The sequence below is a fragment of the Bradyrhizobium sp. WBOS07 genome, assembly GCF_024585165.1.
Lineage (GTDB): Bacteria > Pseudomonadota > Alphaproteobacteria > Rhizobiales > Xanthobacteraceae > Bradyrhizobium > Bradyrhizobium japonicum_B.
Genome location: NZ_CP029008.1, coordinates 4,898,456 through 4,911,242, shown reverse-complemented (window position 1 = coordinate 4,911,242; position 12,787 = coordinate 4,898,456). Strand labels below are relative to the sequence as shown.

Below are 12,787 nucleotides of genomic sequence, written 5' to 3'. Positions count from 1 at the left end.
GCGATGATCATCGCCCGTTAACCTTAACCAATGGTTGCGCTGGAGGCCTTGGTCGGAGCCCGCCATGAAAAATCCGCAAAGCGAAACGGCGCGGGATGATCCCGCGCCGTTAAGAGAGCTTAACCGATGAGGCTTGTCAGAGAAGGCTTGCGATCAGCCCTTGGTGACGAGCGGCGGCGGCGCGTAGACCGGCGGGCTGTTGAGATCCCAGCGCACACCGAGCTTGACGTCGTGCGAGGTGATGTCCTTGATCTTGATCGAGGTCGGGCCGGAGGCGCTGTTGTCGAACAAGCGATAATTGCCGGGCGCGCCGTCGCCGAGGTTCATGTAGCTGTAGGCCAGTTCGACCGTGAAGCCGGGATTGACCTTGTAGGCCAGACCGGCGTGAGCGGCCCAGGCCAGGTTCCACTTTCCGTGGTCGCCAAAGTAGGCGACGCTGTTGGACAGCACGCCGCCAGAATACGAGACGCCGTCGTCGCGGAAACCGCTGATCTTGTTGTAGGCGCCGCCAACACCGGCGCCGATGAACGGGGTGATGCACCACCAGGTGCCGAGATCGACATAGGCGTTGGCCATGACGACCCACTCGGACTTGCTGCCGCTGTAATTATTGACGCCGACGAAGCCGGGTCCGACGACATTGTCGCTGCCGTGCAGAGTGGCCTTGCCGCGATACTGGCCGATCACGTCGGCGCGGAACCAGCTGTTGAAGCGATAACCTGCGCCGAGACCGAACAGCGGCGAGGAGTCGAAACCGAGGCCTTCCGTCGTCTTCGAATACCCGGCCGGCAGGGCGCTCTCGACGCGCTTGGCGCTCTGGTTGGTCATGCCAATGTCGCCGCGCAGATACCAGCCGCCGAAGTCGGCGGGCGGAGCCGGCGGCGCGTACATGGGAGGGGGCGCCGCGATCGGCATGTCGGCGGCGAAAGCCATCGACGAGATCAGGGTTGCCGCACCCGCGGCAAGGAGAGACTTAACGCTACGCATTGGCTTCGTCCTTTTGGCCGGTGAGGCAAACACGCAGGCCTCACGTTCTGGAAACTCACGGAGCGGACGATGCCAGCAAATGTTTAAGCGCCACTTAACCCTAATTGTTAAGGTTGATTTTTTCTCTACTCTCGCGCGCACGGCGCCTGAGCGTTGCAGGAATGCCGCATCAAGTGCAGCGGCTCGATCGCAATTGCTAACGATCGGTGAAGGTGCGCTGCAGCGGGAGAGGAAGCGTTAACGCGTGTGCCGCGGCAGCTTGGGCAGGAACACCGCAAGCAGGCCGATCGCCGGCAGATAGGCGCAGACCTGGTAGACGAACTCGATCGAGGTGCGATCGGCGAGCTCGCCGAGCACGGCGGCTCCGAGGCCCCCGATGCCGAAGGCGACGCCGAAGAACACGCCGGAGATCATGCCGAAACGATGCGGCACCAGCTCCTGCGCGAACACGATGATCGACGACGTCGTCGAGGAGATGATCAGGCCGATGACGATGCTGAGCACGGCGCTGCCGACGAGCCCGGCATAGGGCAGCGCCAGCGTGAACGGCAGCGCGCCCAGGATCGAAATCCAGATCACGATCTTGCGCCCGAAGCGATCGCCGAGCGGGCCACCGAGAAACGCGCCGACCGCGTTCGCCGCCAGGAAGATGAACAGGTAGATCTGCGCGGCCTGCGTCGACACGCCGAAGCGATCGATCAAATAGAAGATGTAGTAGCTCGACAGGCTCGAGACGTAGAGCTGTTTCGAGAACAGCAGCGCCACCAGCACGAGCAGCGCGACGGCGACGCGGCGCGAGCTCGGCGCGTCGGGATGGGCCTGAACCGCCGCCGTCTTCTTCGCTTTGATCTGCGGCGCGTACCAGCGCCCGATGCGCCACAGGATGAGGATGGCCAGGAACGCGATCGAGGAGAACCAGGCGATGCTGCCCTGCCCGAACGGCACCACGATCAGCGCCGCCAGCACCGGCCCCATCGAGGTGCCGAAGCTGCCGCCGAGCTGGAACACCGATTGCGCAAAGCCGTAGCGGCCGCCGGAGGCGAGCCGCGCGATGCGCGCGGACTCCGGGTGAAACACCGCCGAGCCGAGGCCAACCAGCGCGGCGGCAACGAGGATGACGAGATATTGCTGCGCGGCGCTGAGCAGCAGCAGGCCGAAGAAGGTCGAGGCCATGCCGATCGCCAGCGAGTAAGGCTGCGCCTTCTTGTCGGTGTAGTGCCCGACCACGGGCTGCAGCAGCGAGGCCGTGAACTGGAAGGCCAGCGTGATCATGCCGATCTGCGCGAAATCGAGCGCGTAGGTCTCCTTCAGGATCGGATACACCGAGGCGATCAGCGACTGCATGGTGTCGTTGAGGAAGTGCGAGAAACTGATGCCGGCGAGCACGATATAAGCCGGCCCCGCCGCCTTGGCCGCGGGTGCCACGTCAGCGACGACGACGGGCTCGGTCAGCGTTTCTGAGACGACGACAGGCTTGTTCAATGCAGCGATCCCGGCGCGGCGAACCGCCGCGACTTCGTAGGTACGATGCCGGCGGCGGCCGAACCACCGCCAATCGCAAATGGCTGGAATGCGCCTCTTACCCTCTCCCCTTGTGGGAGAGGGTGGCTCGCCGCGCAGCGGCGAGACGGGTGAGGGGTTTCTCTCCCCGAGTCGACTTGCAAGTTGTGCACGCGGAGACAACCCCTCATCCGGCGCTTCGCGCCACCTTTTCCCACAAGGGGAGAAGGGAAGAGAGTCTACGCCGCGGCCTGGCCCAGCGCGGAGACGATGGTGTCGACGACGTCCTCGACCAGGATGCGGTCCTCGCCCTCGCCCATGACGCGGATCACCGGCTCGGTGCCGGAGGAGCGGATCAGGAGGCGGCCGTGGCCGTTGAGACGCTTCTCGCCGTCGGAGATCGCCGACTTGACGTCGGAATCGTCGAGCGGCTTGCCGCCCTTGTGGCGGACGTTCTTGAGGATCTGCGGCAGCGGATCGAAGCGGTGGCAGACCTCGGACACGGGACGGCGCAGCTTCTGCACCACCGCCAGCACCTGCAAGGCGGCGACGAAGCCATCGCCGGTGGTGGCGTAGTCGGACAGGATGATGTGGCCGGACTGCTCGCCGCCGAGATTGTAGCCGCCGCTCAGCATCTGCTCGAGCACGTAGCGGTCGCCGACCGGAGTGCGCACGAGGTCGATCCCCTGCCCTTGCAGGAAGCGCTCGAGCCCGAGATTGGACATCACGGTGGCGACGATGCCCGGCCGCGACAGCCGGCCGTCCTCCTTCCAGCTCTGCGCGATCACCGCGAGCAGCTGGTCGCCGTCGACGACGTGGCCGCGCTCGTCGACCAGGATGACGCGATCGGCATCGCCGTCGAGCGCAATGCCGATGTCGGCGCGCATCTCGCGCACCTTCTTCGACAGCGCTTCCGGCGAGGTCGAGCCGCAATCCTTGTTGATGTTGAAGCCGTCGGGCTCGACACCGATCGGCACGACATCGGCGCCCAATTCCCACAGCGCTTCCGGCACCACCTTGTAGGCGGCGCCGTTGGCGCAATCGATCACGACGCGCAGGCCGTCGAGCGAGAGGTCGCGCGGCAGCGTCCGCTTGGCGAATTCGATGTAGCGGTCGTGCACGCCGTCGATGCGGCGGGCGCGGCCGAGGCTCGCACTTTGTGCGAGTCGCTTGTCGATGGGCTCGTCGAGCAGCTGCTCGATCTGCCGCTCGACGTCGTCGGAGAGCTTGAAGCCCTGCGGGCCGAACAGCTTGATGCCGTTGTCCTCGAACAGATTGTGCGACGCCGAGATCATGACGCCGAGATCGGCGCGCATCGACTTGGTCAGCATCGCGACCGCCGGGGTCGGCATCGGGCCGACCAGCAGCACGTCCATGCCGACCGAGGTGAAGCCGGCGACCATCGCGTATTCGATCATGTAGCCGGACAGGCGGGTGTCCTTGCCGATCACGACACGGTGGCGGTGGTCACCGCGCTGAAACGCGAGGCCTGCGGCCTGGCCGACCTTGAGGGCGAGCTCCGGCGTGATCAGTCCGTTGGCGCGGCCCCGAATCCCGTCCGTCCCGAAATATTTGCGGCTCATATCGTCCCCCAACGCAACGATCAGGGAGTCCCCTCGACAACCACGGGCTGCCCGAACAGGCCCCGCATCCCTGATTTGCTGGGGTCTTATAAGCCTTGCGCGGCTAACTTGGCTTCAAAAAATATGATGAATCATTACGGAACCAAGCCCGCCGTGATTCCGATAACGTCTTGTTAACGCTCCATTTCCCGCGATCCTGCCGGAATCGGGCGGAACCGGACCTAGCTGCTGCGCTTGACGTGGCCGTCCTGCCGGCTCGGGGCCGGCTGGGTGACGTTGACAGGGTCGGAGCCCGGAAAGGTCTCTTCCAGCCCCTCTTCCAGCGCTTCCTCGAGATCATGCTTTTCCTTGATCTCCTCCGGGGAAGGTCCGGCGTGCGGTTTGGTCATGGCGGCCTCCTGCAAAACCTCGCGCAAACGATTTGGCTGTGCATCCAACCATGCTAGATGACCTCGAAATCTTCCGATGCAAGACGCTTGGGGGCCGGGGAAACGAGCATGAAGCATATCACCTGTATCGACGATCTTCGCGCCCTGCATAAGCGCCGCGTGCCGAAGGCATTCTTCGACTATTGCGACCGCGGCTCCTATGCCGAGGAGACGCTGCGCGCCAACCGCGAGGACATGCAGGCGATCAAGTTCCGCCAGCGCATCCTGGTCGACGTCTCCAGGCGCGACACCTCGACCACGATCCTGGGCGAGCCCTCGACCATGCCGCTGATCCTCGCGCCCGTGGGCCTGCTCGGCATGCAGCACGGCGACGGCGAGATCCACGCCTGCCGCGCCGCGCAGGCCGCCGGTATCCCGTTCACACAGTCGACCATGTCGATCTGCTCGATCGAGGACATCGCCGCCAGCGTCGAGAAGCCGTTCTGGTTTCAGCTCTACGTCATGAAGGACCGCGGCTTCATCAAGGAATTGATCCAGCGCGCGATCGCGGCCAAGTGCAGCGCACTGGTGCTGACCGTGGACCTGCAGGTGATCGGCCAGCGCCACGCCGACATCAAGAACGGCATGACGGTGCCTCCCGAATGGTCGCTGTCGAAGCTGCTGGACTTCGCCAGCAAGCCCAGCTGGGTCTCCGGCGTGCTGCAGGGCAAGCGTCGCACCTTCGGCAACATCGCAGGCCACGTGAAGAACACCGAGGATCTCAACCGCCTGGCCGAATGGACCGCCTCGCAGTTCGACACCTCGCTGAGCTGGAAGGACGTCGAGTGGGTCCGCAGCATCTGGCCGGGCAAGCTGATCATCAAGGGCATCCTCGACGTCGAGGACGCCGAGGAAGCCGCCAAGACCGGCGCGCAGGCCCTCGTCGTGTCCAATCATGGCGGCCGTCAGCTCGACGGCGCGCCGTCCTCGATCGAGGTGCTGCCCGAGATCGCGGATGCGGTCGGCGAGAAGATGGAGATCATGTTCGACGGTGGCATCCGCTCCGGCCAGGACGTGATGCGCGCGCTCGCGCTCGGCGCCAAGTCCTGCATGATCGGCCGCGCCTATGCCTACGGCCTCGGTGCCGGCGGCCAGGCTGGCGTCGCCAAGGCGATCGACATCATCCAGAAGGAGCTGCTCACCACCATGGGCCTGTGCGGCGTCAACCGGATCGACGAGATCGACGATCATATCATCGCGATGTGAGCGCGCAGACGCCGTAGGGTGGGCAAAGCGTAGCGTGCCCACCACCTTTCGCCGAACGAGAAAAGACGTGGGCACGGCGCTGGCGCGCCTTTGCCCACCCTGCGATTGCCCCTCTCACATCGGCGGCGTCAGGCCGTCGCGACCGACGCTGACGCGGTTGGTCTCGAACGAGCCATCCGGCAATTGCTTGATAAAGGCGATGACCTTGGCACCCGGCTTCAACTCGGATTTGTCGCTCGGCACGAAGGTCACGACCGGCGTGTTGTCGGCGACGAACACCTTCTTCTCGCCGTCCTTGTACTTGACCAGCAGCGTATGACCGTCATTGCTGACGACGCTTTCGGCCACCGTGGCATTGGTCATGCTGGAATTCGGCTTGAGGTCCCAGGGCCGCGAGCCTTCGCCGGTGCCGCGCATGCTCTCCGGAAACACGTGAACCTCGACGGCGTTCTGGCTGCCGTCGGGCCCCGGCACGGTGGTCGCGCCGATGAACGAACCCGGCTTGATGTCGGCCAGTGAAATCCTGGTAATCCCCGATACGTTCACGTCGGAAGCAAGGCGGAGCTTCACCTCCTCGCCGCTGCGTGACTTGACCTGCAGGGTGTCGTTGCTGACGCTTTCGATGGTGCCGCGCACGCGCGTCGGCACCGGCGCCCTCTGGGCGAAGGCGCAGTAAGTCGATATGGCCACCATCGCGACGGCGATCAGCGGACGGGTGAAAGTTGCACGTTGCACAGACATGACGGTCTCCGATTGTCCCCACGGAAGGAGAACTCCGAAGCACCTGCGCTATTCTCTCAAGTCTTTGTGAGATCGGCCTCGACCAACGCGCGCAGCTCGGCCGTGACCTCGGGCCGGCGGCCGAACCACAATTCGAAGCCGCGCACCGCCTGATGCAGCAGCATGCCGAGTCCGTCGGCGGTCCTCAGGCCGCGCGCTGCTGCGGCAGCGAGCAGCGGCGTCAGCAGCGGGACATAGACAAGGTCGGCGACGACGGCCGCCTGCGGCAGGCGCGCGACATCGACATCGAGCGACGGCTGGCCGTGCATGCCGAGCGACGTCGTGTTCACGAGAAGTCTTGCGCGCGGCAGGACATCGTTGATGCCATCCCATTTCAGAGCATGCACGTTGGGCCCGAACTGCTCTGACAACGCCTCGGCCCGCGCGACGGTGCGATTGGCAAGATGCACGCGCTTGATGCCGCGTTCGAGCAGCCCAAACACGACCGCACGCGAGGAACCGCCGGCGCCCAGCACCAGCGCCTCCTCGGCCGCGTCCCAACCGGGCGCGCTGGCGTCGAGATTGCCGATGAAGCCTTCGACGTCGGTATTGGTCGCGTGCAGCTCGCCATCGGCAAACCACAGCGTGTTGGCCGCGCCCACGGCCTTGGCGCGGGCGTCGGGCGTCGACAGCGCCAGCACGCTCTCCTTGTGCGGAATGGTGACGTTGGCGCCGACGAAGCCGCGCAGCGACAGCCGCAGCACGAAATCGCGCAAGTCCTCGGGCGGAACCGCCTCGATGACGTAGCCGCCTTCGATGCCCAGCGTGCGCAACCAGTAGCGATGGATCAGCGGCGAGCGCGAATGCGCGGCCGGCCATCCGATCAGACAGGCTGCAGGCGTTCTGGGCGCGGTCATCTTTCCCTCGGGGTCGTGCTTCCGAGGCGATCCATTTCGCGTCGCGCCCGCTCTGTCAAGCGGGCGCCACAGCGCCGGTCAGGCCGGCCGGGCGCGGGAAAGGCGTGCCGTCAGCTCGCGGCAGTCTCCTCGCTTGCGCCACCCTTGATGTCGGCGATCGCGCGCTCGAGGCTCTGGCGATAGCGCGCGCGCGGCGGTGTCACGCCATGGGTGAGCAGCGCGCGGCGGACGGCCGGCGAAGCCCCCGTGATGAACAGCCTTATGCCCTCGCGGTGGGCCTTGGCGGCGACGCGGCCGAGCACATTGGCCGCCGTCGAATCCAGGAACGGCACCGCGGCGAAGTCGACCACGAAGGCCTTGCGCTTGTCGGCGACGGCGTCGAGCACGCTTCCGATGGCCGAGGCCGCGCCGAAGAAGAACGCACCGGTGATGCGATAGACCAGCACGTCGCGATCGACCGCAAGCGCGGGATCGTAGGGAACGCGGTCGCCATTGCCGTCGTCGGGGCGATCGGCGACGGCCAGCGGCGAGCGTTCCTCGATGCCCGCCATCTCCGCCATGCGATGGATGAACAGCACCGCGCCGAGCGCGAAGCCGACCAGGATGCCTTCGGTCAAGTCGCGGAAGATCGTCAGCAGGAAGGTCGCGAGCAGCACCACGGCATCGCCCCATGACGAGCGCAGCAAGGTGCCGAACTCGTGCTTCTCCGCCATGGTCCAGGCCACCACGACCAGCACCGAGGCGAGCGCGGCGAGCGGGATGTAGCTCGCAAGCGGCGCCGCAATCAGCATGAACAGCAGCAGGAAGACCGCATGCAGCATGCCCGCGAGCGGCCCGCGGGCACCGGCGCGGATGTTGGTGGCGGTGCGCGCGATCAGGCCGGTGACGCAGATGCCGCCGAACAGCGCCGAGCCGACATTGGCCGCGCCTTGCGCCACCAGCTCGCAATTGGAGCGGTGACGGCGCCCGGTCATGCCGTCGGCGACCACCGCAGACAGCAGCGATTCGATCGCGGCCAGCAGCGCGAACGCAATCGCGTCCGGCAGCACGGCGGTCGCCTTCGCAAGCGAGAACGCGGGCAAGGCCGGCGAGGGCAATTCGCGCGGAATGCCGCCGAAGCGCGAGCCGATGGTCTCGACCGGCAGCGAGAACACCGCACACGCGACGGCCGCGAACACGACCGCGATCAGGATACCGGGCCAGGACGGCCGCCAGATCCGCAAGGCCGCGATAATGGCGATACTGACGACGGCGACCGCGACCGCGAATGGATTGAGGGTATCGAGGCCGCCGGCGAGCGCGAGCAGCTTGGGCACGAATTCGCTGGGCTCTTTGCCCGCGAGCGTGATGCCCGAGAGATCGCGGAGCTGGCTGGCGAAGATGATCACGGCGATGCCGGCGGTGAAGCCGACCGTCACCGGGTAGGGAATGAACTTGATGTAGGTGCCGATCCGCAACAGCCCCGCGGCGATCAGGAACAGGCCCGCCATCATGGTGGCGAGGATGACGCCGTCGACGCCATGGCGCTCCGCGGTCGCGGCGACCAAGACGATGAACGCGCCAGCGGGCCCGCCGATCTGGAACCGGCTGCCGCCGAGCAGCGAGGCGATGAAGCCGCCGACCACGGCGGTGTAGAGGCCGCGGTCCGGCGTCACGCCCGAGGCGATCGCGATCGCCATCGACAGCGGCAGCGCCACGATCGCAACCGTCAGGCCGGCGAAGACGTCGGCGCGGAGATCCTCGAGGCCGTAGCCTTCACGCCAGACGGTGACGAGCTTCGGCAGATACAGTTCGGTAAAGGTCGGCTGACGCGGCTGGTGCAGCCGGCCCGCGTGATCGCTCGTGATGCTCATCTCGGCAAATTACTCCGCTGCCGCTCGATGCTCCCAGCATCGTGCGTCCCGTGTTGCGGCCGATGCGCCAGCCCATCCTGATCCCGAGCACGATCAACGCGCCCCGATCATGCTCCGACACGGCGTGGCGGTCCGGGCTCCCTCAGGCGAACGCCACGCCCGCCGCCGTCGCTGCGGACCTGCTCGCCGATCAGCTCGACGCCGGCCCGCTCGAACGCCTCGACCACCTTGATCAGGGTCTCGACCACGCCACGCACATTCCCGGTCGAAGCCTCCATCCGCTGGATGGTCGGCAACGACACACCGGCAAGCTCGGCCAGGGTTTTCTGGTCAATGCCGAGCAGCGCGCGGGCTGCCCGCATCTGAAATGACGTGATCACCTTGGCCTCACTTACCAGGACCCATAAATGATATCTATAACATATACAATGATATAAAATACATCATCTCGCGGCGAGCGCAAGTGGCTACCGGTCTGTCTCTTGCGAGGAGCTCTGGTGACGAAGCAATGACGGTGGTTTGGGCGCCGGCGCGGCCTGAAGGACGGGCACGCGCTCGCGGAGGCGGCCCCTCACCACGCGCCCTCCCCGTAGAACGGGTAGAGGCGTGAGCGAGCGGTGCCTCCCTTACTGCGCGCCCCTTACGAGGCAAGAGACAGATTCACGCCGCGTGCTGATGCGCGGCGATGATCTGATCGGCGGCGCGGCCGGTGACTTCGGCCATGTGGTCGAACTGGCGCGTGAAGCTGCCGGCGCCGGCGGTGGCCGAGCGCAGCTCCACGATCAGCTCGCCGATCTCGGCTTCCGGCATCATGGCGCGGACGCAGTCCCAACCGCTCCAGCCCTCGCGGGTGTCGAAGCCGAGGATCTGGCCGCGCCGCGCCGACAGGATCGCGTTGATCCTGGCGGTGGCCTCGGTCGGGCATACGATCTCGACCACGTGGATCGGCTCCAGCAGCACCGGCTGGCATTGCGGCAGGCCTTCGTTCAGCCCGATCCGCGCCGCGGTGCGGAAGGCGAGGTCGGAGCTGTCGACGCTGTGATAGGAGCCGTCGGTCAGCGTCACCTCCACGTCGGTGACGGGGAAGCCGAGCGGACCGCGCGCCAATCCGTCGACGACGCCTTCTTCGACCGCCGGGATGTAGTTGCGCGGCACCGCGCCGCCCACCACCTTCTCGGCGAACTTGAAGCCATCGCCGCGCGGCAGCGGCTTGATGTCGAGCACGACGTCGCCAAACTGGCCATGGCCGCCGGACTGCTTCTTGTGACGCCCGCGCTGGGTGATCGGCTTGCGGATGGTCTCCTGGTAGCCGATCGCGGGCGGATGCGAGGTGACCTTGACGCCGAAGCGGTCGCGCAGCCGCTCGCCGGCGACGCGCAAATGCATCTCGCCCTGCCCCCACAAGACGGTGTCGTGGGTCTGGGCATTCTGCACGACGACCAGGGAGGGATCCTCCTCGTGCAGCCGCGCCATCGCCTGGCCGAGCTTGACGTCGTCCTTGCGATCGGCCGCCGCGATCGAAATCGCGAGCACTGGCGGCGTCGGCTCGATCGTGATCAATGCCGCCGGCGGTGTCTTGCCGTTCGAGACCGTGTCGCCGGTCTTGATCGGATCAAGCTTGGCAAGCGCCACTGTGTCGCCGGCCTCTGCCGCGGCGCGCTTGGTGTCGTAGGCACCGTTGACGGCGAGGATGCCTGAGATCCGCCCCGCACCGCCGGAGGACGATTGCAGCGTCGCGCCGTCGTCGAGGTGGCCGGCGAGCAGCCGCGTCAGCGACAGCTTTCCGCCATGCTGCGAATGCAGCGTCTTGAAGACATAGCCGAGCGCGTCCTTGCTCTCGGGCACGCCGAGGCGTTTTGCGGTCTGTGCGATGCCGGGCGCCTCGTGACGCAGCGCCTTCATCAGGCGCAGCACGCCGTTCTCGCGCGCGGCGGCGCCCAGCAGCACCGGACAGATCAGCCCGTCGCGCAATTCGCGGGCGAGATCGTCGAACACCGCATCGCGCGGCGGCTGGATGTCTTCGAGCAGTTGCTCCATCAGCGCATCGTCGTGATCGGCGAGCTTCTCCAGCATCGAGAAGCGGGCTTCCTTCTCGCGATCGAGATCGCCGCCTTCGAGCGCGACCACCTCGGAGGCTTTGTGCTCGCGATAGATGAAGGCGCGCTCCAGCGCGAGGTCGACGAAGCCCTCGATCAGTTCGTCCTTCCAGATCGGGATCTGGCGCAGTACCAGCGGCACGCGGGAGGCGGGCTGCAGCATCGCCAGCGTCTCGCGGATGCGCTGGCTGGCGCGGTCGATCTTGTTGAGGAACAGGAAACGCGGGATCTTCAGCTCCTCCAGCTCGCGCAGGATGATCTGAAGCTGAGGCAGCTTCTTCTCGTCGGCCTCGCAGACCACGATGGCGGCGTCGACCGCGGGCAGCGCGGCGCGCATGTCGTGGGCGAACTCGACGGAACCGGGGCAATCGAGAAAGGTGTAGCTGTCGCCCATGAAATTCGTGGTGGCGGCAGTCAGCCCGACGGTCATCTTGTGATGACGGGCTTCCGGCGTGGCATCGCCGACGGAGGTGCCGGCATCGACGCTACCGGCGCGCGGGATTGCGCCCGTTCGCGCCAGGATCGCCTCGAGAAGTGTGGTCTTACCGCTTTGGAAAGGGCCCACCAGCGCGATGCACCGTGGACCTCGGGGACTTCTGACGTCTTGTCCCATTTCGCCGCCTCCTTGATGTGGAGCTCGGCCCGTGATTGGGTCGGCAAACGCAGATGCTCTGCCCCTCCCCGAGATTTGGCAAGCATCAAACGTCGCTGCGGTGCGTCGTCAGTTCGATCAAGTCTTATAATTCTACGGGCTGGGCTCGGTGTTCCAACTCTCACCGACGTGGAGAGGTGAAGCAGCAGCGCCCCAGGCGCTCAACGGCCCGGGCGGAGTTCCAGGCTCTCGAGGCCGGCGGCGATGTTGAACCCGACCTGGCCCTGCACGCTGAGCGGCTGGAGCGCGATCGAATTGTTGGAGCCGCCGACCAGCACGTTGCCGCCGAGGCCGACGCCGACCGAGGCGCTGCCCTGCGCGCCCACGTAATTGCCGGAGAGGTCGCCGGGGCCGAGGCGGTCGACCGGTGCGAACACGCCCCACGCGAGCGCAGTCTCCTGGGTGATACCGATGTCGAGGCCGACCTTGCGGATCGTCGCGACATAGCGGTCATCGGGCAAGCCGTCGGCGCGCAGCACGCAGCCGAGATGAGTCACCGATCCCACGATGAAGCCGACGCTGGCACCGCCGCGGCATTCGAGCACGCCGACCCGAGCCATCCGCTGCTGCGCGCTGGTATTTGCGACGGAGGCAACGAGGCCGGCAGCGATGAGGCCGGCGAAGAGAAACGAACGGCGCATGAATATCTCCCGCGATGATGTGATGCGAGCAGAGAGAGCGCCCCACCCGTGTTGCGCGATGGTCTATGCCACAACAACCGCGGCCGTGCCAGATCGCACGCCGCAAATCGGTGCGCGGTCTTGCCTTCTCCCCTTGTGGGAGAAGGTGGCGCGAAGCGCCGGATGAGGGGTTGTCTCCGCGAAACGCTGTCGCGAGAGAATCAC

At 66.2% G+C, this 12,787-nt stretch carries 11 protein-coding genes; 1 reads left to right on the top strand and 10 read right to left on the bottom strand.

Annotated features, from left to right (window positions below):
• Positions 1-153: 153 nt before the first annotated feature.
• The 4 genes from DCM79_RS23410 to DCM79_RS23395 form a co-directional block, all read right to left on the bottom strand.
• On the bottom strand, positions 154-987 hold the full coding sequence (locus tag DCM79_RS23410) for an outer membrane protein (RefSeq protein WP_257176546.1): 834 nt from the start codon (positions 985-987) through the stop codon (positions 154-156).
• Between the two features lie 237 nt (positions 988-1,224).
• The gene (locus tag DCM79_RS23405; protein ID WP_257176545.1) at positions 1,225-2,469 is read right to left on the bottom strand and encodes an MFS transporter; all 1,245 of its coding nucleotides are present in this window, start codon (positions 2,467-2,469) and stop codon (positions 1,225-1,227) included.
• A 257-nt stretch (positions 2,470-2,726) separates the two neighbouring features.
• Positions 2,727-4,070: a phosphoglucosamine mutase gene (gene glmM / locus DCM79_RS23400; RefSeq protein ID WP_257176544.1), complete on the bottom strand. Its 1,344-nt coding sequence runs from the start codon at positions 4,068-4,070 to the stop codon at positions 2,727-2,729.
• 221 nt (positions 4,071-4,291) lie between these two features.
• Positions 4,292-4,459 (bottom strand): hypothetical protein, encoded by a 168-nt coding sequence (locus tag DCM79_RS23395; RefSeq protein WP_196236000.1) that lies wholly within the window; start codon positions 4,457-4,459, stop codon positions 4,292-4,294.
• A 108-nt stretch (positions 4,460-4,567) separates the two neighbouring features.
• Here DCM79_RS23395 and DCM79_RS23390 point away from each other — a divergent pair, with 108 nt between their 5' ends.
• Complete coding sequence (locus tag DCM79_RS23390) at positions 4,568-5,704, top strand: alpha-hydroxy acid oxidase (RefSeq protein WP_257176543.1); 1,137 nt, start codon at positions 4,568-4,570, stop codon at positions 5,702-5,704.
• Positions 5,705-5,818: 114 nt separating this feature from the next.
• On the opposite strand, the gene DCM79_RS23385 is transcribed toward DCM79_RS23390, so the two are convergent.
• From DCM79_RS23385 to DCM79_RS23360, 6 genes are all read right to left on the bottom strand, one after another.
• The gene (locus tag DCM79_RS23385) at positions 5,819-6,445 is read right to left on the bottom strand and encodes a hypothetical protein (protein ID WP_257176542.1); all 627 of its coding nucleotides are present in this window, start codon (positions 6,443-6,445) and stop codon (positions 5,819-5,821) included.
• Between the two features lie 56 nt (positions 6,446-6,501).
• Entirely contained in the window at positions 6,502-7,341 is an 840-nt protein-coding gene (locus DCM79_RS23380; RefSeq protein WP_257176541.1) for a shikimate dehydrogenase, read from the bottom strand.
• A gap of 110 nt (positions 7,342-7,451) precedes the next feature.
• Entirely contained in the window at positions 7,452-9,194 is a 1,743-nt protein-coding gene (locus DCM79_RS23375; protein ID WP_257176540.1) for a SulP family inorganic anion transporter, read from the bottom strand.
• Positions 9,195-9,301: 107 nt separating this feature from the next.
• Entirely contained in the window at positions 9,302-9,574 is a 273-nt protein-coding gene (locus DCM79_RS23370) for a helix-turn-helix domain-containing protein (protein WP_028134433.1), read from the bottom strand.
• Positions 9,575-9,854: 280 nt separating this feature from the next.
• Positions 9,855-11,903 carry an elongation factor G gene (locus DCM79_RS23365; protein WP_257176539.1) on the bottom strand — a complete coding sequence of 683 codons (2,049 nt, stop codon included), beginning with the start codon at positions 11,901-11,903 and terminating at the stop codon, positions 9,855-9,857.
• Between the two features lie 200 nt (positions 11,904-12,103).
• Entirely contained in the window at positions 12,104-12,583 is a 480-nt protein-coding gene (locus DCM79_RS23360) for a DUF992 domain-containing protein (protein ID WP_257176538.1), read from the bottom strand.
• Between the last annotated feature and the right edge of the window lie 204 nt (positions 12,584-12,787).